At 45.0% G+C, this 21,050-nt stretch carries 18 protein-coding genes; 7 read left to right on the top strand and 11 right to left on the bottom strand.

Annotated features, from left to right (window positions below; all coding sequences use genetic code 11):
• The first annotated feature begins 162 nt into the window (after positions 1 to 162).
• Genes THEBA_RS02645 through THEBA_RS02635 form a run of 3 tightly spaced genes read left to right on the top strand, consistent with a single transcriptional unit; the run spans position 163 to position 3,271 of the window.
• Complete coding sequence (locus tag THEBA_RS02645) at positions 163 to 1,440, top strand: extracellular solute-binding protein (RefSeq protein ID WP_014730335.1); 1,278 nt, start codon at positions 163 to 165, stop codon at positions 1,438 to 1,440.
• Positions 1,441 to 1,497: 57 nt separating this feature from the next.
• Positions 1,498 to 2,409, top strand: a complete 912-nt coding sequence (locus tag THEBA_RS02640) for a carbohydrate ABC transporter permease (RefSeq protein ID WP_014730334.1) — start codon at positions 1,498 to 1,500, stop codon at positions 2,407 to 2,409.
• 10 nt (positions 2,410 to 2,419) lie between these two features.
• A complete protein-coding gene (locus tag THEBA_RS02635; RefSeq protein ID WP_014730333.1) occupies positions 2,420 to 3,271 on the top strand; it encodes a carbohydrate ABC transporter permease in 852 nt (283 codons plus the stop codon).
• Here THEBA_RS02635 and THEBA_RS02630 read toward each other — a convergent pair.
• On the bottom strand, positions 3,250 to 4,218 hold the full coding sequence (locus THEBA_RS02630; protein WP_014730332.1) for an LVIVD repeat-containing protein: 969 nt from the start codon (positions 4,216 to 4,218) through the stop codon (positions 3,250 to 3,252). The genes THEBA_RS02635 and THEBA_RS02630 overlap by 22 nt on opposite strands.
• 151 nt (positions 4,219 to 4,369) lie before the next feature.
• Between THEBA_RS02630 and THEBA_RS02625 the strand changes: the two genes are divergently transcribed.
• The 4 genes from THEBA_RS02625 to THEBA_RS02610 all read left to right on the top strand — a co-directional run bounded on the left by THEBA_RS02625 (position 4,370) and on the right by THEBA_RS02610 (position 10,311).
• Entirely contained in the window at positions 4,370 to 4,852 is a 483-nt protein-coding gene (locus THEBA_RS02625; protein WP_014730331.1) for a hypothetical protein, read from the top strand.
• Between the two features lie 82 nt (positions 4,853 to 4,934).
• Entirely contained in the window at positions 4,935 to 6,974 is a 2,040-nt protein-coding gene (locus tag THEBA_RS02620) for a hypothetical protein (protein ID WP_014730330.1), read from the top strand.
• 23 nt (positions 6,975 to 6,997) lie between these two features.
• Entirely contained in the window at positions 6,998 to 8,191 is a 1,194-nt protein-coding gene (locus tag THEBA_RS02615) for a BREX system ATP-binding domain-containing protein (RefSeq protein ID WP_014730329.1), read from the top strand.
• Positions 8,188 to 10,311, top strand: a complete 2,124-nt coding sequence (locus THEBA_RS02610; RefSeq protein WP_014730328.1) for a DEAD/DEAH box helicase — start codon at positions 8,188 to 8,190, stop codon at positions 10,309 to 10,311. The genes THEBA_RS02615 and THEBA_RS02610 overlap by 4 nt, the downstream gene beginning before the upstream one ends.
• A gap of 74 nt (positions 10,312 to 10,385) precedes the next feature.
• On the opposite strand, the gene THEBA_RS02605 is transcribed toward THEBA_RS02610, so the two are convergent.
• The 10 genes from THEBA_RS02605 to THEBA_RS02560 all read right to left on the bottom strand — a co-directional run bounded on the left by THEBA_RS02605 (position 10,386) and on the right by THEBA_RS02560 (position 20,978).
• Positions 10,386 to 10,658 (bottom strand): hypothetical protein, encoded by a 273-nt coding sequence (locus THEBA_RS02605; RefSeq protein ID WP_014730327.1) that lies wholly within the window; start codon positions 10,656 to 10,658, stop codon positions 10,386 to 10,388.
• 250 nt (positions 10,659 to 10,908) lie between these two features.
• Positions 10,909 to 12,522 carry a dipeptidase gene (locus tag THEBA_RS02595; RefSeq protein ID WP_006492117.1) on the bottom strand — a complete coding sequence of 538 codons (1,614 nt, stop codon included), beginning with the start codon at positions 12,520 to 12,522 and terminating at the stop codon, positions 10,909 to 10,911.
• 119 nt (positions 12,523 to 12,641) lie between these two features.
• Positions 12,642 to 14,198 carry a dipeptidase gene (locus THEBA_RS02590; protein ID WP_014730326.1) on the bottom strand — a complete coding sequence of 519 codons (1,557 nt, stop codon included), beginning with the start codon at positions 14,196 to 14,198 and terminating at the stop codon, positions 12,642 to 12,644.
• Between the two features lie 59 nt (positions 14,199 to 14,257).
• Entirely contained in the window at positions 14,258 to 15,451 is a 1,194-nt protein-coding gene (locus THEBA_RS02585) for a M14 family metallopeptidase (RefSeq protein WP_014730325.1), read from the bottom strand.
• A gap of 8 nt (positions 15,452 to 15,459) precedes the next feature.
• Positions 15,460 to 15,636 carry a hypothetical protein gene (locus tag THEBA_RS14485; RefSeq protein ID WP_006492111.1) on the bottom strand — a complete coding sequence of 59 codons (177 nt, stop codon included), beginning with the start codon at positions 15,634 to 15,636 and terminating at the stop codon, positions 15,460 to 15,462.
• Positions 15,637 to 15,649: 13 nt separating this feature from the next.
• A complete protein-coding gene (locus THEBA_RS02580) occupies positions 15,650 to 16,951 on the bottom strand; it encodes a transporter permease (RefSeq protein WP_006492109.1) in 1,302 nt (433 codons plus the stop codon).
• A 41-nt stretch (positions 16,952 to 16,992) separates the two neighbouring features.
• A complete protein-coding gene (locus THEBA_RS02575; RefSeq protein ID WP_006492107.1) occupies positions 16,993 to 17,595 on the bottom strand; it encodes a DUF6305 family protein in 603 nt (200 codons plus the stop codon).
• Between the two features lie 506 nt (positions 17,596 to 18,101).
• Positions 18,102 to 18,752 carry a 3-oxoacid CoA-transferase subunit B gene (locus tag THEBA_RS02570; RefSeq protein ID WP_014730324.1) on the bottom strand — a complete coding sequence of 217 codons (651 nt, stop codon included), beginning with the start codon at positions 18,750 to 18,752 and terminating at the stop codon, positions 18,102 to 18,104.
• Positions 18,749 to 19,405, bottom strand: coding sequence for a CoA transferase subunit A (locus THEBA_RS02565; protein WP_006492104.1), 657 nt, complete (start codon positions 19,403 to 19,405; stop codon positions 18,749 to 18,751). Before THEBA_RS02565 ends, THEBA_RS02570 begins: the two co-directional genes overlap by 4 nt.
• 184 nt (positions 19,406 to 19,589) lie before the next feature.
• Positions 19,590 to 20,978, bottom strand: a complete 1,389-nt coding sequence (locus THEBA_RS02560; protein ID WP_014730323.1) for an MATE family efflux transporter — start codon at positions 20,976 to 20,978, stop codon at positions 19,590 to 19,592.
• Positions 20,979 to 21,050: the final 72 nt, after the last annotated feature.

Here is a 21,050-nt window from a genome sequence, read left to right as displayed (position 1 = left end):
CAATTTCGCAGATTTGTTTGCACAGGTTAATTCTGAGCCGCTATAATTCAAAGAATCGTCTTCAACGCCTCAAATAAGCCATGAGTATCCTTCTGTATTTACCTTCAGAGATGTATCTTTTTAATAGGAGCAATCGCTCCAATTAAATGGGGAGGTGTTTAGATGAACAGGCGTTTAGTTTTTGTTCTTTTAATGGTCCTTCTTTCCCTTTCGATTCTTGTTGCCAACACGATTGAATTGGAGTTCTGGACTCACGAAGACCCAAACAGAACTCCGCTTGAGGAACGTTTCATTGAGGAATTCCAGAAAATGTACCCAAACGTAGTTATCAAAAGGGTTACACAGTCTTCCTCCAAGATACAAGAGCTCATACTGACGGCTTTCGCCGCTAATCAGGGTCCGGATATCTTCAACATGTCAATTGAAGACGAATTTGCATACATTGCTAATGGAAGAGTCGCTCCCGTTGATTATGAAGCCGCAGGTTACAAAGACATGGAGGATTTACTGGCATCATTCCTTCCCGGAACTCTAGATCCTGTGAAGTATGAAGGCGAGATTTATGGGCTTCCTCTCGAAATTACCAACTGGTGCATCTTGCTTAATAAGAAAGTATTCAGAGATGCCGGTCTAGATCCGGAAATCGACTACCCAAAAACATGGGAAGAGATGATGGAAGTATCTGAAAAGCTCACAATAAGAGAGGGTGAGATAATTACCCGTAGGGGCTTTGATTTCAGGTACCCGTACTATCTCGTAGCATTCATGCCATTGGTCGAGCAAATGGGCGGAAAACTCGTAAGTGACGACGGAAAGACCGCGATTATAAATGACGAAGCTTGGCTAAACTTCCTTGACTATATGGCAGAATGGGGACCGAATGGAAGAAATCTCGGTTCTCCAACTTACAAGAATGCCCGCAGTTTGTTCAATATGGACAACAACGACATTGGTATGTGTACAACCGGTCTATATCAACTCGCGAGAATAAAGGCCGACAATCCGGAATTTTATGACAGTGGAGAATTCATGGTCGTTCCCTTCCCTCAGTTCGAAGATGCTGTAAATTACGTGCCAGCCCATTATTATGGACACTACTACATGGTGAACTCCCAGAAACCAAAGGAGAATCAGGAAATGGCCTGGAAGTTCATCTCTTACATGCTGAGTCATGCAGAGGAGTATCTTGAAAAGGTTGCAATCATAATACCGACAAACGAACTACTGGAGTCAGAGACGTTCAAGAATTATCCATATTCAGACGTCTTTATCTCCGATCTTGAAAAATCGACGGTTGTGTATTTCTCTGAAAGCTCAGCAAAGATTCAGTCTCTAATAAAGGAAGCTGTAGAATCTGTTATGCTTAGCGGAACAAGCTCTCGTGATGCACTCGATACACTGAGAAGAAAGGTTCAAGAGGTTTTGGACGATCAGTATTGATTAATTTGCCCGCCACGCGGCGGGCAAATTCCTTTCAGAAAGGAGTGAGCCTTACCTTTGAGACGTGTTTTTAACAGGGGCATAGAACACAAAAAAGCAAGGTGGGGCTGGTTATTTGTGATCCCATCGCTTGCCTTTTTTGCCGTCTTTTCTTTCTATCCAATAATTAATGCTTTTTACACCAGCCTTTTCAGAAAAAGACTCCTAGATCTGCGGCCCCCAAAGTTTATAGGCTTTGCAAACTATGAGTATCTTCTCAAATCGCCCGATTTCTGGAATTCAGTCAAGGCAACCTCTATCTTCACACTGGGAACGTTCATTCCAATTGTGGTATTCAGCCTTCTGCTCGCGGTCTTCATCATGTCAAGGCGAAGGTTCCAAAAGTTCTTCCAGATGGTGTACTACTCACCAGCCGTTCTCTCTTCAGTAGTTGCTGCAGCCATCTGGTTGTTGATATTCGATCCGCGAGGTCTGGCGAATACCACCATGAACACTTTGCTCGGAACCGTCGGCAAAGATTATAAGTGGTTGGCAACGGCGGGAATGGTAAGGTTGTCGACAATCCTGGTATATTTCTGGAAGTACATAGGCTACTTCACGATTATTTATATTACAGGATTGGCATCCATACCTCAGAGCCTACACGAAGCGGCACAAATCGATGGTGCAAACGGCTGGAAGGACTTTTGGCACATCACCCTCCCTTTGCTGAAACCGACAACCGTTCTGGTGTCGATCATGTCTATGCTTCAGTGTCTGAAAACATTCAGCACCCAGTATCTCTTCACGCAATCGGGAGCTCCCACCCAGCCAATAAACGTAATAACCCTTAACATATACAACACGGCGATCAGAGACCATGACATTGGCAGAGCAAGCGCCATGAGTATTATCCTCTTCGGCATAATGCTCTTCTTTACCTGGCTTCAATTCAGAGTAAGCAAATCAGGTGGAGAAGTCGACTATTAGGAGGTGTCTTGTGAAGACAATTCGAAAACAATCCGTGGTTGTTGATGTCTTGATATGGGCCTTCCTTATAGTGACAGCCATCGTGATTCTTGCACCCATAGTCTTTATGTTCACGGCCTCGCTTATGCCCTCGAAAGATATCCTGAAGATGCCGTATTCCTGGATCCCGAAGGATCTCTACATAGATAATTACTGGCAGGCAATAAGGGGGAATGATGGCAGTTTCATCTACCCCAGGAACATACTCAACTCATTCATAGTTGCGGGAGCTGTTTCACTTTCTACCGTATTCCTTTCCGCGTTAACGGGATATGGTCTGGCTAAGTTTCCCTTTAAAGGGAGAAATCTGGTGTTCCTTTTGATCATGGCTACCATGATGATCCCCTTCGAAGCCATTATGATTCCTCTGTATCTCGTTGCAACATCACTCAAGATCCAGGACTCATATGTCGGACTGATACTCCCCTTTATGGTTAATGCTTTTGGAATATTCCTGATGAGGCAGTATTTGATAACGTTTCCCGATGAAATAATTGATGCCGCCAGAATAGATGGTTCAGGCGAGTTTAGCATCTTCTGGAAGATAATACTGCCAAATAGTGCTCCGGCAGTTGCTACACTTGCTATCCTTACATTTCGAAGTCAGTGGGACAACCTGCTTTGGCCTCTCTTGATTTCACAGAGTGAAGAAATGAAGACAATCCCACTGTACATTGTGAAGTTTGCCATGGAGAAACACACTAACGAGGGAGCGATGATGGCGGCTGCAGCAATAGCGAGCATTCCCATGCTGATTCTCTTTCTTGCGCTCTCTAAGTATTTCGTCAGTGGAGCGTCTCTTCATTCATCGAGAAAGGGGTGACCTAGGAAGTACCTAGCCTCAACAAGTCCAAAAAAGCTGCCTTTAAGGGAAAAAATCTCCTGAGAGGTGTTTCTGTCAATTACGGCGACCGAATCATCAAGCCGACATACGAGGAGCTTATTGTGGTTTTGCCAGTCAACTATCGGCACTGCCTCTCTTAATTTGCCGTTTACGACGTGTCTTTCTTTAAGAGATAAGTCGTCTGTGTCAAAAACCAGTATTTCATCAACCCTCGAGTCGACCACAAACAAATCCCCATCACTAACTGAAACATCCATTGCGTAGCCAACCTTAATTTCGGCTTTCTTGACGAACGCAGAGTCACCAATTTCAAAAGTTATTACTCCTCTTTCTCCTGCTGCAACATAAAACGAGTCTTCCCAGGCTGCAATGGCGTTTACTATTACTCCCTCTTCCAGATCACTCACATACCTGGGATAAATGTGATCGATTAGCTCGAATCCATTCTCCCCTCTCCGAATCACGAAAAGCCCATCAAGCTCGCTTCCAACCAACAAGTAGTCATCCAGGTACGCTAGGGAGTTTACCCAGCCTTTCAATGGCATTGTCTGAATGTGTTTATAAAAGGACGATCCATAGAACTTAAAGACTTCTACCCCGTGTGTCCCGTCGGCTACAAAGACTTCCAGTCTCTCAATATTAACTTCGATTGCTTCGCAATGAAAAGTATCAACCACCCTATAACCCTCCGGTTGAAGAGCGGGAATCACCGCAAAGCCTTTGTCTCTAAGGACATTGAAGATCAGTTTACCGGCAACTATTCCTCCACTCGATAACGAGGTGACAGGTATGACTCTCATATTCCACTCCTGATTCCCGGCAATGACTTCGACTAGACCGTTAAATCCAGATCCAATGTAGAACCCACTAGCGAGTGAAATAGAAGAGAAAAAGGAAACGATCCCTAAGAGAATCACTCTTCTCATTTTTCCACCCCCAAGACTATTCTAATACACCATCAAATAAACAAGGCTCCTGTCTAACGACACAAGACTGACTTTTTGGTGGTTTCAAGATTGGAAATTAGATTTTTCCCCAGAAGAAACAAGTAATATAATTGAATAGAGAGGTGATCTTATGAGTAAGAAGGAGTTCCTTAAAAGGATTCTTTCAGAAGGGCGAAGTGCAGACGAGATAGCCGATCTCTTTGGAATTACCGCAGAAAGGTTAGAGAATTATCTCGAAGACCCTTCACGGTCGAAGCTTGCCGTCGCAGAGATCAAGACTGAGCTAAGAAGGCTGGAAAGCTTGCCTCTGGAAACAAAGGAAGACATTCTTCTCTTCTCTTTCAGAGTTATACTGGAATCGATAAACTTTCTGTTCTCCGATATTGAAAGAGCTGCTTCAGATAAAAGAGAAGAGAGACTGCCGTGCCTGATAAGGAAGCTCATCGATGGAGCATACCTCCTTCTCGCGATTTCCAGACTCGAGAAGGTCGGTAAGAACCTCTCATCGATGAAATTCGACGAGAGATTCTTGCGAGCATGCCAGAATAAGGCACTAGTAGTCGATAGACTAATGGATCTTGCCGAGCTGATAGATCGGGAAATTGAGCGTTAGCCTTTCCTTTTGCGATCCTCCAATCGGTTTCAACAAGTGTAGTATAATCTTCTTGGAAGTCACTTTAAGTGAGGGATATGTTTTGTCTGATTCTCGTCAACGGGAATTCATTTCATTTTTATCGGCCGAAGATGTTATCGAAAAAGCCAATGAGAGTCTTGAGGGTAAGAACTGGAAACCGCTAGCTGAGACCTCAAATGCTGCATTGATTTCTTTGAAGACTCCACTGGTCGCAAGTTTCTTCAAGAAGTTCTTTGAAACCAAGTACGCTTTCATTTACAGAAGTGTAGAGGATGAATTGATCTCCTCGAGTTCAGAGAAGCTCTCTGATCTTGTCGACACTCTGTTTCAAGCGGCAACTGAGCGACAGACTCTAGATGATAGTTTCTTCGTTTTTTTGGACTACTTCAAGGAGGCTCCTCAAATTCTAGAAAAGATCGTACTTCACTATTCCTCTTTGATCGCGGATAAATCCGACTCTCTCTTAACGAGTCTAAGAGAACTCAAGAATTTGCACGAAAGGGTGCGGAGAAGGGCCGATCAATTTGGACTGAATCTCGCTTTGAATGAAATTGTTTCGAGGTTGTTTAGCCTCGAATGCCCATTACTCCCTATGCTTGAATCAGATCTTGTTGATTTCCTTTCAAAATTCCCTCCCGATGAAGAGGGGGCTTCTAAATTCCTGGACAATCAGATTGGGCTTGCTGTAGGTGAATACGATGAAAGTAGTGTGGAGGTTCAGCTTTCGAGATTGGAGACTATAATCAAAGAAATAAAGAGATATTCTTTAACCTTCATGAAATGGCTTACCGTTCCCGATAACCTCTTCGTTTCATATCTCGAAAAGGGTTTTAGAAGATACGGGACAATTGCAACATGGCTTGAAGGTATAAAGGAAGCGAGGACCGAGTATGGACTTGGTCAGAGTCATTGGGAACAAGCAAGAAGGTGGTATTTCGAAAAGATATCTAGCAGAATTCTACCCTCTTTTCAGAAGGCAATGGCCGGCTGGGCTTGCTGGACGATTATTGAAGAACGACAGATAAAGGACCCTTTAGCCCATGCGGGCGAAACTATGCGTTACTCTGCTAGAAGGAGCGAGTTTAGGATTATTAAATGTGAAGAAAGCAGCGGCGTTTTTGATCTATGTTCTGTCGACGAATTGATGATAACTTCGTCGGGTCTCAAGAAGGGTGAAAGAAGCTTTCCGTTCAACTCTATAAGAACTCAGCTAGAGGAGTTGAGGCTCTCTCGCGAAGCCTTTTTGGACAGCAAAGATGCGATTTTTGTCGGATATACTTGGAAGTACTTACTTCCCGGTGGGGGGCCAGACAAGGAGGCCAAAAACAACGAGCGAATAGAGTGCTTCAACTATTACTGTGTAACAGTTTCGGCAACGGGTTTCGGTGTCCCTTTGATAAAGCTGTTTTTTGCAAGAGAGGAAAGCGCAAGAACTTTCATTGAGTTCTTGAAAGAAGCGCGGATAATGTCTTCGTGGAAAGAGTATCCGCAGAATGGGCTCCCCGCTCCGCTAAAAGCAAAAACAAAGAATCGATCTGAGTCTGAAGACCAGATTAATCCTGGAGAGGCTAACCATAAAACAGTCGGGGAACTCATAATACGAAATATGGTCGAAGAGAGTGACGAATCGGAAATCGAAGAGACAAAAGAGGTTTCAGCGGTCCCTATATCTGCAGAATTGCTTGAAAAGATCAACTCTCTTCATTACGAACTTGAATGGTCAACCAAAAGGATGAATGAGGTAGAGTGGACATATTTCTTTCCGGAGAGGGAAAAAAAGGAAGAAGAAATAAAAACTGAAAATCCTGTACAAGAAGAGATTACTGGATTCAGAGAGCTTGAAGTAAAAATAGAAGCCCTGTCGGGGAAAACAAAAAGAACTGTCTGTAAAATCCTTTCATGTGAACCCGAAAGAGAGTATTCGCTTCAAGAACTTGGGCTAACATTCTGGAGTGTCTTTGTAGTGGCACCCAAAGTGACAAGTGGCGGTAAACCCCTTATAGAAGTTATTAGTGGTGATGTACCCAGGCTTGTCTGGGGAAACAATTTCGATGAAGAAACTAGGGAACTGCTGAAAGCGAGGTTCGCATCAGATGATTGACACAAAGCTGAAAGGAGTTTTCCGTGGATTACCATCCGATGTTTGAGGCCATAAGAGCCGGAACTGCCGTCCCGGTTGATTTCGTCACCGAGATACTCACAGGCCGAGAAAAATACGTTCAAGAGATTGAGAACGATATCAACTACATTCTGACTGGGAGAAGCAAGGTGAGAGTCTTTCTGGGAGAATACGGACTGGGAAAGACAACTCTTGCCAGATACGCGGAATACGTGTCCAGGGAAAAAGGAATGATGATATCCTGCCTTTCCGAAAAGGATTACGACACACTACACAAACAGGACGAATTCTTTAGATCAATAATGAAGAACATGACAATGGTGGGAATAAACGGGAATCCTTTGAAGATATTCCTCAGGGCCTGGGCCGAAAAGACGCTCGGCGAGCTTGAGGAACTGAGAATTCCGTCTGACGATGTGAACTCAGTGAGAGAATACCTATCAACGAGAGACAATTATGACCCCGATGGCATGTTTTCTCATTTCTGCGCCGCATATGTGGCAAGCGCTGGACAGGGAGCCCCGGGTGAAGAGTTTTATGCGTATCTCGTTGGAGATAGTGTTGACAAAAGAACGATGAAAAAACACGGCATATACCATTTTCTCCAGGATGATGGTTGGAACTTCCTGAAGTCTTTCACTTCTTTGATGGATACTTTACAGGTCCCAGGGCTGGTAATAATAATGGATGAGCTCGAATCCACAATGAACAGAAGAAGAGATGTAAGGGATAGGACCTTCAATCAACTAAGGGAAATCATCGACAAGATGTCTGCGGGGTTCCTCCAAAAGACTTACTTTTTGTGGCTTGGAACAGATGTTTGGTTCGAAAACAAACACAGAGGAATCGCATCCTACCATGCGCTTTACGACAGGATGAAAAACATCTCCGGGGATAATAGTGGAAAGACCATTATCCTGAATCTAGAACCGTTGGGAAAAGAAGATTTGAGACAGCTGATCAGGCGGTTAAAGACGCTTTACGCCAGCTGCTATTCATACACTGCAGACTCGTCCTTCGAAGAGACCACACTGCAGTCCCTGGTTAAGCAGTACACAGGAATTGATGGAAAACTCAGACCCTCCGTTAGAGAAGTTGCCAAGCTCACCGTAGAGTTCCTCGATTCTCTCAGGCAAGGCAAAGGACAAGAAGGAAATGGAGACGCAGATTCAGTTAAAGCTGCTGATCAACTTTGGTGATTGATCCCAGACTAAATCAGAAGCTTGTGGATCTCTTCTCTTATAGATATCGCTGGCAGAGCTTGAGAGAGATTCAGAGCAAAACTATTCCCCCTGTGCTGGATGGAAAGAACTTGTTGCTGATTGCGGGTACGGCTTCAGGAAAAACGGAAGCAGTAATGATACCCGTAGTTAATAGACTACTTGAGCTTTCGGCTGGTCTGAAATGCATTTACTTCGCTCCACTGAAATCTTTGATCAACGACGTGGCTTCTCGACTTGAACTCATTCTGAGACCTTTTGGTATGGTAGTGGGGAAGTGGCACGGTGATCTCACAAAATCAGAGAAGTTCTCTACTGCGAAGGAGGCCTCCATACTCGTAACGACACCTGAATCAGTTGAAGGTATCTTTTTGAGTGAGAATATAGATTTGCTTTCAAAGATAGAATTCGTGATAATAGATGAGGTGCATGCTTTCATCGATTCTCCAAGAGGCGCTCAGCTTGCTTCTTTAATGGAGAGAATTAAGATTCTCTCTGGTATTGATCAACAGAGAATTGCAATGTCCGCAACTGTTGGAAACCCCGAACTCCTTATGGAATGGCTTAGTGGGAGCTCAAACAGAGAATCCGAAATAGTAACTGACGACAGCAAGAGCAAGAGAACCATTGAGGTTCTCACGGAAGGAGAGATCTCTCCAGCCGAATACCTCGCAAGGCTCCTTGAGGAGACTGACGACAAGATTCTACTCTTTTCTTACTCGCGAGCGAAAGCCGAGGATTTTGCAGCTTCTGCAAAAGCGTTAGGACTGGCTATTCCGGTTCACCACAGTTCCGTATCAAAGAGCTTAAGGGTAGAGATTGAGGAGGAGTTTAAGAGGGACAAGAAACTGAGGGCTATTGTAGCCACTTCGACGCTGGAAATGGGCATAGACATAGGCGATATAGATAGGGTGATCTTTCTTGAGATACCTCCATCAGCGGCTTCATTCCTTCAAAGAGCTGGCCGTGCCGGAAGAAAGAAGAACAAATCCACAATATCCGTTTTCATAGAGGATCCTCAAAGTCTCTATAATCTTCTGGGAATACTCGATATGCTAGAAGAAGGATCCGTTGAGCTACTCAAGCCTAGCAGTTTTCATCTTCCTTTGCTGGGCCATCAGTTGATCGGCCTAACCAAGACTGCCGGTTCTTTGTGCAAGGAAGATCTTACAGTGCTCAAGAGAGCCTTCCCTTTCCGACAAATCGGCAGCGCGGATTTCGAAATCGTTTTGGATCACCTCGTTAAGGAATCCTTCCTGGCAAGAAGAGGAAATGCGATAACTTCGGGGGCTGCTACCGCCGAGATGATCGGAAGCGGAAAGGAAAAGATGGACTTTGTTGTCCTCTTTCCCGGGGGATTTGATTACTCCGTTATTTTCAACGGACACGAAATTGGAAAGATTCACCCTGCAGTTCTTAGCACTTCCTCTGACGATGAAGTCAGTTTTCTTCTGGGGGGAAGATCATTCCTTGTAAAAGAAGTCAGTCCTGCCAGGAAGACAGTTCATGTTGTTTTAGGTGACAGCGGCAAACCGCCTTCTTGGTTTGGAAGCAGTTCGTTGATGACAAAGGAGTTCGCAAGGGCCATAAAGTCTTCTCTGGCAGAGATAAAGATTCCTGATGGAGTAGTTCTCTCACAGGACGCTTCACAAACGCTTCTTGACTTCATCGATAATCACAGGGCATCATCTATTTCAATTTCCCTTCGAAACTCAAGAAAAAGTGTAATAATCGAAACCTTCGCGGGCGATATGTCAAACATCTTTCTCTCTCTGTGCATAAAGGCAGTTTCCGGTATCAAGAAGATTAGCTCTAGCTGGCACAGCGTAATAGTAAAGGACGGAATCGATATCGATGAGCTACACGAAATGTTGCTCGCGATTTCAAGAATGGAAGAAAATGAAATCAAAGGGATTCTCTCAACCTATCTCAGAGAAAACCCGAATGAGCTAAAGAAACTGTACGAACTCTTAGGCGAAAAACTCGATAGATTCGTTCCTCAACAACTCCTTGTAAAGTATGTAATACACAGATTCTTCGACTCCCTCTTACTGAAGGAACTGTCTGAAGCCGTAATGGTAACAGATGCTGACTCCTAAACCCCCTACGAGCAAAACACCCATTATGTAAAAGAGAAAAGGGGGCAATTGAACCCCCCAAAAATGAATCTAATTCAGTCCTCCTCGAAATCCTCTTCCATCTCCACAACTGAATCGTTGAGCCTTTCAAGATCACCTTTCAGTTCGAGGATCGATGCTTGAAGCTCGGGTAGACGTGCAATGATCTCGTCAAGTCCATCAACCCAGTCTTCAATGCTTGATCTTAATTCCGTCACTTCATCCTGTTCCATATCCGGCAGAGCCTCGGTAAGCTCCTGGACATCAACATTCTCAAGTTCATCGAAAAGCTCTTCAACTAGATCGATGATCTTCTCTATGTTCTGCACCTTTGCCACTCCTTTCGGGTTTGACTTCTATACTGACAGATGTTATCACAACTTAGTGGAGTTTTGTATAGTGAAAGGAGCATGCTTTCGATCCTGAAGACTCTAGAATTACGCCTTCGTGATCAACCGATTTTTCCGTCGCTTCAGTCTTGCTCAAAAGCAACGAAAGAAATACTGATGATTTGGGAGATCTGAAACACAAAAAAAAGAAGCGGCCGAAACGGCCGCCTCTGAACTCAGAGAAATACAACTATCTCTCTGGGAAGCCATAACCGATTGCTTCGTTCCACCAATCGGGATATGGTGAGGATTTGAAATTGACATATCCGAGTGCGTAGTTTCCAAGAAGCCTGTCACCAAGAAGTTTCCATTCTTCGTGCCATGCAACCGCGTTCATGAAAGCATAGTTGGAGACGAAATCTATGGCAGCTTCTGGATCCGTCTCATACATATCAGTAGCTATCTTCTGAACTTCCGGTGTAACCTTGTAGAGAACTTCCAGTTTAGGATCCCTGTAGTTCCTGATATCCTGGATAGCGAGGTTATAGTGAAGTTCGGCCATCTGCTGCACATAAGAGTTGACCCACCAACCAGAGTCTCTTCTGAACTCTTCGTATCTGCTACCGGTCTCGTAGAACTTGGGAAGCTCTCTCATTATCGGCCACAATGGAACTATGTAGCTTGTATCAGGCGCGCCGTAACCAAACCAGCTGATTCCCTTGAACGGTTCTGCATAGGCAGAGTTTGTCTCGCCTATGTGGACATAGCAGGTTCTGTGCATATTGATACTTCTCTCCCAAGAACCCGTCTTACCAGTATTGGCATATCTTAGAGGATCTCCCCAGGGGCCCGCAGCCAGTCCAACTGTCAGGTCGTAATCCGTTCCCTGATAGTAATCACCCTTGATCGCAAAGATATCATGTACGGTGAGAAGTCTGTCGGGCTTAACAGAAAGCGGGAATCTCAAGTCGTGTGGGCTGAGTCCCAGAGAAGGAGCTACGAGGTCGAATGCTCTCCACTCTCTTCTTGTTGCGTAAAGGCTGTCGTTCGGAGCGTAAATCTCGGCTATGTTGAATGGCTTGCCTGAACTGGGATCATACCATCCCTGTTCCACGGCAAAGGACACTATGTTCGGGGAAGCCATAACGTTTTCTGTATCCTCGAGATCAACTTCCATGATTCTTGCTCTATTTGCTGCAACTGTGAAGTGGTCACTTGGAATCCTTACACCAGCCCAAATATCTCTTCCGTAGAACTCAACGATCCAGGTCTCTTCGCCGTCGGCAACGGTCATTGTCTCTCCGCCGCCACCAACCGTGCTCCATCCATACTGCTCGACGAGATCACCCATGATCCTTACAGCTTCTCTCGCGGTCGCGGCTCTCTCGAGAGCAATATCCTGTGCCGTCCAGCAGTCAATGATTCCCTTAGAGTCCGTCCAGAGAACCTTTCTTACTTCCTTGCCATAATCGGTACTGGTGTCGATACCAAATGTTGATTCGCTTACGGCAACTCCTTTCTCGTTCATGAAGGAGTATCTTGAGTGGAAGTACTGATAGGTGTGAGGAACCTGAGGAATCTGTCCTATGAGAGTCCCCTTCGAACCAATGTTCACTTCGGGATAGTTGCCGTAATCGATGTAGTTGTGAGAATCGAGCACGATATCTCTCATTGAACCTTCCGGCCAATCCATCGCAGGGATAATCCACAGACGGAAATCCGCACTGGTTGAATCATCGTTGTGCGTAATGATAGTTGAACCATTAACCATTGCATCCTTGCCGACTCCAAGGATAGTACATGCAACGGCTGCACTTGCGAAACTTATCAATGCCACAATCAGAATTATTAAAACTTTCTTCATAAGAGTACATCACCCCATCTAGATTAGATTTGTTGTTGCTTTTGAAACATTACTACTACGTTGTCTGACTGATCCCACCTCCCGTATAGATTCACTGAACAAGAAAGGGTTTTTGGATTCTAGTTGTTCAAAGAGTCCAGAAGTTCGCCCCATTCTTTAGGCAGACCTGTTCCAAAGTTAATCCTGTCTGCACAGTATTTGCCCACCAAGTAATCTCCAAACTTTAGCCAGTCGGCCTGCCATGCAACCGCCGTATTGTAAGCATAATCACTTATGATAGCAAGCGCGGCATCCTTATCGGTCTCGTATAGTTCTGTGGCAAGTTCTTGAATCTTTGGCACCGTCTGATACACTGCCTGCATCTTTGGATCCCTGAAGTTTCTTAGATCAACAATGGCATCTTTGAATCTCAGTCTAGTCATTTCCTGTACATATGTACTTGTCCACCATCCAGAATCTCTTCTGAAGTCTTCATATCTCGAGCCAACCTGATAGAACTCTGGCAGCTCAGACATTGCCGGCCAAAGAGGAGTATGGTACTGTGTGCCGCCTCCACCATATCCAAACCATACTACTGATCCAATTACAGGCGGCAACCAGTTCTTGATCTGACTGATCTGAACATAACAACTCAAGTAGATACCTATGGGTCTCTGCCTTCCTCCGACTCTGTAGCTTGCAAATGGATCGCCAAAAGGCCCGGCACCAATTCCTTTAGTCAGGTCGAATTCCGTTCCTTCGTACCAATCTCCAGAAATTGTGAAAATGTCCCAAACGGAAAGTTTCTTATCGGGTTTTATCCAGAGAGGGTAGTGGACATCTAGGTACTCGTACCCCATGGATGGAGCCATCAAGCTGAATGCTCTCCATTCGCGAATGTTTCCGCTGCTCCTCGGGGCATACACATCTGCCGGTCTGAAGGGTTCTCCGGAATTTGGATCGTACCATCCCTGTTCAACCGCATAAGAAATAAGATTCGGGGAGTACATCACATTTTCAGTGTCTTCAAAATCGACATCTCGAATTCTCATCGTGTTTGCACCGACGAAAACACAGTCGTCCGGCATCCTCACTGCAACCCAGAGATCACGTCCGTAGAATTCGGCTATCCAGACCTCATCTCCATCAGTTACGTTCATTATCTCGCCTGAACCGTACCAACCGTACTGCTCGACAAGATCCCCCATGATTCTGACCGCTTCTCTTGCCGTGGAGGCCCTCTCGAGAGCGATATCCTGAGCCGTCCAGCAGTCGATCCAACCTCTGGCCTCTCTCAGTTCCCTTCTAACTCCGGCAGTGGACTCACCCATTGCAACTCCCATTTCTTTGATAAACGAGTATCTGGAGTGGAAATACTGGTAGGTGTGCTCCACCTGAGGAATCTGTCCCACAACTACTCCCTTGTCACCAACATCAACGAAGGGAAAGTCACCGTAATCAATGTAGTTGTGAGAATCGATCACGATATCTCTCATCGAACCTTCCGGCCAGTCTATAGCCGGGATTATCCACAGCCTGAAGTCGGCCGAACTGGAATCGTCGTTGTGGGTAACAATTGTCGAACCATCCACCGATGCATCCTTGCCAACGGCAAGTATGGTACAGGTAAGCGCGGTACTACTCAAGAAGACCAGCAAAATCACAAGTACCAGGAACGCTTTCAGCTTCAATTTCACGTTTTGCCCCCTAGAAAAAGGATTGTGGTGCCTTCCTGTATCAGTTGATCTTCAGACTTTCAGTTCTGGAAGACTCTGGATGGGTCGGCTTTGCTTGGATCATGTAGATAGTACCCCGACCCATTACTCATAACATCGACGTAGTTCGGAAAAGTCACGCTAATTGCCTTGTCAGGGAAGAACTGATTCATCCAGTTCAAGGCCTCTAGCGTTCCTGATAGGTGCCTACCGACTCTGTAATCCATCGGTGTACCAATAATCATGTTTCCAAGAGCATCCGGAAAACCTTCGTATATGTCGTAATCGCAGTAAACTAGACCCTTTTCTGCAGCTGTCTGAAGGAATTCATCTTTACCCTCTAGCATAAGTTCCTCTGACATGCGCCCAACGACTCTGTCGATAAAGGCTTCGGGCGTCTCCATCAATATTGCCAACGTATTGCTGAAGTCGCCCACTTCTCTATGTGTCAGACCTCTCAAGTTTTTTGGCGAGGCCTCGCACTTCATCGGGAACTGAGTGGCGCTTAGCATCATTGCGGCCATCATGGCAATATCCATTGACCTGTCGTGTGCCACGTAAGTACTTACCACCGGGTACATCAGTGATGCCTCGTGAAAATCGAAGAAAATGTCAATGTCCTCATTCCGAATCAACTCCATAATCGCATAGGATATTCTCTCCGTAAGCGTTCCATCCGGTCTTCCAGGAAAAGTCCTGTTCAAATTCCTGATGTCCTGGTAAGCCAAATTCTGGGTTGATGGGTAGTGAACGTAGGTGAAAGGGTCTGGCCACTGATCTAGTGGATTAGTTCCTCGGTCACCGACTCTATACTTCTTCTGACCCCATGGAGTCTCTATATGGTAGTACTTTATGTATGCGTTGCCAAGCATTCCCAATGTAGAGGCACTCATATTTGCATGAGGAATTATATAGACTTTCCCCGATGTCACGTCGATGTTTTCCATCATAACGTAGGTCGCGAGTGTCGTCGCCGGCTCATATGGATGGGTTCCACCGAGAACAAGCATCGAGCCTCCCGGTACTCCGGAGTCATAGATATAAATAGGTGTATCTCCCCAAGTATTCTTGAGACTTGGAAGATACTGGCTAAGCATAATCTTTTCAGAGAAGTCTTCTGAAACGACGACCGTTTCTTTGTAATGCCGGAGTTCCCAGAACTCTATTCCAGCTAAAAGGCCGAGTACGCCCGAAAGAACCAGGAATAGGATTTTTAGATACAGTGGATTCTTCATCTCACACCTCACTTAATCCCGATTACTCTTAGTATGAAGACCATGATAACGTAGGAATAGACTATGTCATAGACAAGGCCTTTTCGCCTTTCTCTTTTGAAAAGATTCTTTAGCAGAAGGATTGCAAAGAACCCAGTCATTACGAAGTAAAAATAGTGAATAATCGTATCCATTAAGACCAACATGTCCTCACCTCCATCAATAGACTACAAGGAAATCTAACTGGTTGGGGAAAATAAGCATCAGCAGCCCGATAGCACCCATGAAAAGCCACGGTATAGCTATCGCTTTGAGGAAAGACATGTAGCTGCCTTCATATCCTACCGTCTCAACAGTAAGCCTTCCCACTATTCTCGATGGAGGCAGACAGTCGCCCAATGGGAAAAGGAGACTGAGGGCAGCAGCAGTAACTGTGACATTCAGTCCAACCGAATTGAATAGGAAGATTATTGGCGTACCGAGGATAATTGCACTTCCGTAGCTGAGCGCTCCTTGGGCGAAAGGTGCAAAAAGCAGCGCGGTAATGTAGATGAAAACCATCGGTAGAGTAATGAAAGTGATAGCAAGCAAGCCTCTGACACCAGTTGCCGTCATGATATTTACAAGGGCACCTACGCTTATAACCGTTGCTAGTAGCGGAAACACCTGATCCATAGTCTTTACCATCACATCGAACCATTTGCGAACATCCCACCTCTTCCTGTCCATCATGGCAGAGGCAAAAGCACATATCACAAATGTAAGCGGAAGGCCAAGAACGGGAATAGAAAATGCCGCGAATTTAGATAGTAGAATCAACACAAGCAGAACAGCAAAAGGAGTTATGATCTTGAACCAATTCATCCCTTCAGGTGGAAGTGGAAGTTCGGAAAGGATGTGTTCTTTGCTCTTTCTCTCCGGCGTCTTGCTAGTGCCAGTATAGACTATTGTAAACAAGGCAATAATTACTATTGGTACAAGCAGTACCACATTGAAACCAACATATGGCATGTTAGCCTGAGCTGCCATCAACATTGCCCATAGGTTTATAGGAGGTGAAACGGCAGCAAGCATTGCAAACAAGTATATGAAGGCCGCCACACGCCTCTTCGAAAACCCCATGTAGCTCATGACTGAAGCTACTAGGCCTCCTACGACAAATATCGATACGCTCCCCGCTCCAGTCAAAGCACCAGGAATGATCATCAATATTCCCAGTAGCACTAACATTAGCCACTTTCTGTCGTAAAACTGCTTCACAATCCATCGAACCAGGGCATTCATAGCCCCTGTCTCAGAGTAAATATTGATAAAAATCGATGCGGTTAGAAAAATCATTCCAACATCAAAATATGTAAACATACCCTCCACTAGAAGCCTCGAGGGAAATCCAAACCCACCCACTAACGCACCAACAATGGCGGTAATTACCATGGATATCTCCGGCGATTTCAACTTCCAGCTTGCAAGAGCAAAAGTAGCAACCATAATTATTGCGATAATCGTTGTCTGAAGATACATTTTTACTCCTCCAAAGAAGCGGCGATCTGGCTAGAACGCCATCATTCGGCCGGGAACATCAATTTAATTACCTGCATGAAATCAATCGTGTTGTCGATGAGAGTGAGGGGGATATCTTTCTCTTCAGCTATCCTAGTGAATTTACCATCTAAGTTTCCCTCTTTCATCACAATTAGGTAGTCTGCATATGGTGCAATCGCATCAATTGACCGTTCGTCTGCACTTCCGGGATTTCCCCTTCTTGCCTTTCCTTCAATGTGAGCGGCAATAATAAACATGTTGAGTCTCTTGGCTTCTTCTATCATCTTGTTGAGTCTCACTATCTCTTCATCAATAGTTATACCCGATGCGCCAAGGCCCTTTGCAGAAGAACCGATGATAACGAAAAGCATCTTGTATTCTCTCGCAGTAAGATCGTTCGGATTTTCTTTAAGTGGTTCTGCATTGTAATCGAAATCCGTGTCTTCAATTGCTCCGCTCTGCCATATTAGAAGCCTTGCCATTTTGCCGCCGGGACCCTGCCCCGCGTTGGTGAGAAGAAACGGTAGTTGACCCTCAACTACTGGGTCTCCAGATACAACCGCAAATAGACCAGTTGTGAATAGAACCATGCTTAGTAAGACCACAATCAATACCTTTCTCATGATTTTGCCTCCCGAATTATGAAAGTGAAGATCAAATACAATGAAAAGAAAATCACCTTCCAAAAGTGCCTTACGGTGAATATACATTCTAGGAGAATATACCACACTAACATCTCTTTAACGCTGCTTTCTGTAGCCGAATAGGAACCAAAGATAGGCAATTAATCTCGAAAATCGCTGCGAGACTCAGACTTTCGTGCGAAATCTACTTCGCAATACGAACAAACTAAAAGCGACAATGAACCGTAATCTTAGGAACTGTACTGCATTTCCTTCTGAGCGAACCGGGACCTTTTTAAGAAGACGCACCTACAGATTTGCTCTACTCTCTGCAGTACAGCCAGTGAATCGGTTGTTACTATTTCCTTCAAGCTCCACGAAATTCTTCATAGAAAAATCATTCGAACAAAACATCACTGTAGATCTAAGACAACGAATAGTAATGATACATCATTTCATCTTCAGAGAATGGACATTTCTGGCCGCTCGAGACTCCAAAATTACCTCTAGATCATGTCCTTAAGATCCTCAGCGACAAATAGCCGAGCCTCTGTTAGAGACTGTACCTCGTCAACTGTCACCTCACTTGCCTTCTCTTTCAACAGAAGTCCTCCGGCAAAGGGTTCGATTACCGCTAACTCTGTAACAATAAGGTCTACTCGTCTGTTTGAAGTTATGGGAAGAGTGCATTGTTTCACGATTTTCGGATTTCCCCTAGATGTATGTGTCATGGCGACAATAACACGTTTAGCTCCAGTCACTAGGTCCATTGCACCGCCCATACCTGGCACCATCTTGCCAGGGACCATCCAGTTAGCCAGAATCCCACGCTCATCGACCTGAAGACCTCCTAGGACAGTGACGTCGAGATGTCCACCTCTGATTATTGAAAAAGACATGGCACTGTCGAAAACTGCCGAACCCGGTAGAGCCGTTACATATTGACCCCCGGCATTTGTAAGATCTCTATTCTCCATTCCTTCTTCCGGTAATGGTCCCATGCCGATGATGCCATTTTCTGATTGAAAAAACACCCTTATACCCGCTGGTATATAGTTTGAGACCAGGGTGGGAATTCCAATCCCCAGATTTACCAGATCTCCGTCACCCAGTTCCCGTCCAATTCTTCTTGCTATTCTCTCTTTTGGGTCCATCATTGCACTCTACCTCCGACAACAATGTAATGAACGAAAACTCCAGGAATATGAATTTCATCCGGCGACAGGGAACCAATTGGAACGATTTCTTCAACCTCTACAAGCACCGTATCACATGCTAGGACCATCAGAGGGTTGAAATTCCTTGCAGTCAAAGAGAATACCAGATTTCCGAAGTAATCGGCTTTCTTGGCCTTCACCAAAGCAAAATCGGCTCTTAGAGGAAGTTCCATCAGGTAATCTCTGCCATCCACTGTTAAAACCTTTTTTCCATCCTGAACCACAGTCCCGACACCTGTTGGCGTCAGAACGCCTCCTAAGCCTACACCACCGGCTCTAATTCTCTCGGCCAGAGTACCCTGCGGAACAAGCTCTACCTCCAGCTCTCCGTCAATCATCTGACGTTGTGTCTCAGGATTTGTTCCTATATGAGAGACAACAATCTTGGAAGCACACTTGTTGACAATGAGTTTTCCTATCCCCGTTTCTGGAAAGGCAGTATCGTTTGCTACAAGAGTCAAACCAGAGATTTCGTTCTTAACGATCTCATCGATAATTGAGTCTGGAGAACCACAACCTAGAAACCCTCCTATCATCACAGATGAACCTTTTTCAATCAGTGAGACGATCTTTTTCATTCCCACGACTTTCAAAGAAATACCTCCTTCGGAGTATTAGTAAGTCTTTCGAATTATGCCTGATAAAGGCATATGATTATCTTACCAAAAGCTCCAATTAGGAACAAAGATATCGCCACTTCTGATAAAAAGAACCTTTGAGATTGTAAGCCCGTGCATATAGATTTTTTACGAATAACTTTCTTTTGTACAAGAGATCTCAGCCGGAACGCGCCTGTATTGAATCGGCCGTGCTTTCCCATTTCCCAGAGTAGAACCTGATAAACTTCAGTGTTGTCCTGAAGGCCATATCGGCCATAATTCCTATCCAAGCACCAAATAGACCGAGACCGAAATATCTTACAAGCACGTAGCCAATGGGAAGTCTCAAGAACCACATTGCCACAAGCGAGGTCTTCATTGGAAAAGAAGTGTCACCCATGCCTCTCAAAGCCCCGGTGACCACGTAATCGGTCCCCATCACTACCTGAAAGAGCCCGATAATTCTCACTGGCAGTCGTCCCTCTTCTATGAGCGACGGCTCATTTGTGAAAAGAGAGATGAAAAGGTCCGGAAACAACGTAATGGTTAATCCAATCGCAGAGGAGATTGCGAGGGCAATGAACCAACCCTGTCTAACTACACCAATCGACATTCTTCTTTGCCTGCCACCATTGTAGATTCCGACTAAGGCGGTTATAGCAACTCCCATACCCCAAGCAGGCATGAAGGAGAGAGATTCTACCTGAATACCGATTCTGTGGGCAGCATACGCCTGTGGACCGGAAATAAAGAGGATATTTGCGAAGACAAGAACTCCAAGAGAGAATCTAAAGTTTTCGATGGAAGCTGGAAGACCTAGAACAAAGATCTCTTTGAAGAGCCACTTAGAGAATCTCCGGGGCTTCCTTGACATCGAAATTCTTCGATTTCGAAACAGCAAAACAATAATTATCACTGAACCTACGACTCTCGACAAGACTGTTGCAAGTGCGGCCCCAAAGGCACCCATCTCGGGGAACCCAAACTTTCCAAAGATCATTGAGTAATCAAGAAAGACATTCAGTACATTTGCAACAGCGGCTACTATCAGCGGCGATTTCGTGTCTCCCGCTCCTCTCAAAGCCGCACCAAGAACAATCATTATGCTCATTGCAGGGAAACCTGCCATGATGATTTGGAGATATTTGCTTCCGTTCATCTGCATCAACGAGTCGCTAGAAGGAAAGAGAACTGACAACAAGCTATCAGAGAAAAAAGACCCAAAAGAAAGAATCAAACCAGCAGCAATGCTAAGATAGATCGCATGCCATGCAATCAAATCTACTCTTCTGTGATTGTTTGCACCATAACTGTTAGAAAGCAACACCATCGAACCTGTTGAAATCGCTACTAGGACTGCCTGAAATATGAAGACAACCTGATTTGCGGTACCGACAGCGGTCATAATTCTCCAGTCATAATGGCCGAGGAAAGCGGTATCTGAAATTCCAAGCAGCATCTGGAGTACGTTTTCTGCCATAGCAGGAATGGCCATCACAAGAAGGGAACCTCGAATCTCCTTTGCTTCTTCATCGTTTAGATAAGACTTGAATAGGCTGTAAGACATCAACGCCTCCACAGTAAGGAATCCGTACTATATAGTCTACCATGCAGTTCAATAGTTTAAAAGACCTGGCGA

This window comes from Mesotoga prima MesG1.Ag.4.2, assembly GCF_000147715.2.
Taxonomy (GTDB): domain Bacteria; phylum Thermotogota; class Thermotogae; order Petrotogales; family Kosmotogaceae; genus Mesotoga; species Mesotoga prima.
This window is presented reverse-complemented; position numbering and strand designations above follow the sequence as displayed.

Excerpts from the sequence above, each read along its gene's own strand:
- THEBA_RS02630 (WP_014730332.1), bottom strand. The coding sequence starts at position 4,218 with ATGAGAAGAGTGATTCTCTTAGGGATCGTTTCCTTTTTCTCTTCTATT.
- THEBA_RS02560 (WP_014730323.1), bottom strand. The coding sequence starts at position 20,978 with ATGTCTTACAGCCTATTCAAGTCTTATCTAAACGATGAAGAAGCAAAG.
- THEBA_RS02595 (WP_006492117.1), bottom strand. The coding sequence starts at position 12,522 with ATGAAGAAAGTTTTAATAATTCTGATTGTGGCATTGATAAGTTTCGCA.
- THEBA_RS02625 (WP_014730331.1), top strand. The coding sequence starts at position 4,370 with ATGAGTAAGAAGGAGTTCCTTAAAAGGATTCTTTCAGAAGGGCGAAGT.
- THEBA_RS02645 (WP_014730335.1), top strand. The coding sequence starts at position 163 with ATGAACAGGCGTTTAGTTTTTGTTCTTTTAATGGTCCTTCTTTCCCTT.
- THEBA_RS02570 (WP_014730324.1), bottom strand. The coding sequence starts at position 18,752 with ATGATGGACCCAAAAGAGAGAATAGCAAGAAGAATTGGACGGGAACTG.
- THEBA_RS02575 (WP_006492107.1), bottom strand. The coding sequence starts at position 17,595 with ATGAGAAAGGTATTGATTGTGGTCTTACTAAGCATGGTTCTATTCACA.
- THEBA_RS14485 (WP_006492111.1), bottom strand. The coding sequence starts at position 15,636 with ATGTTGGTCTTAATGGATACGATTATTCACTATTTTTACTTCGTAATG.
- THEBA_RS02580 (WP_006492109.1), bottom strand. The coding sequence starts at position 16,951 with ATGTATCTTCAGACAACGATTATCGCAATAATTATGGTTGCTACTTTT.
- THEBA_RS02585 (WP_014730325.1), bottom strand. The coding sequence starts at position 15,451 with ATGAAGAATCCACTGTATCTAAAAATCCTATTCCTGGTTCTTTCGGGC.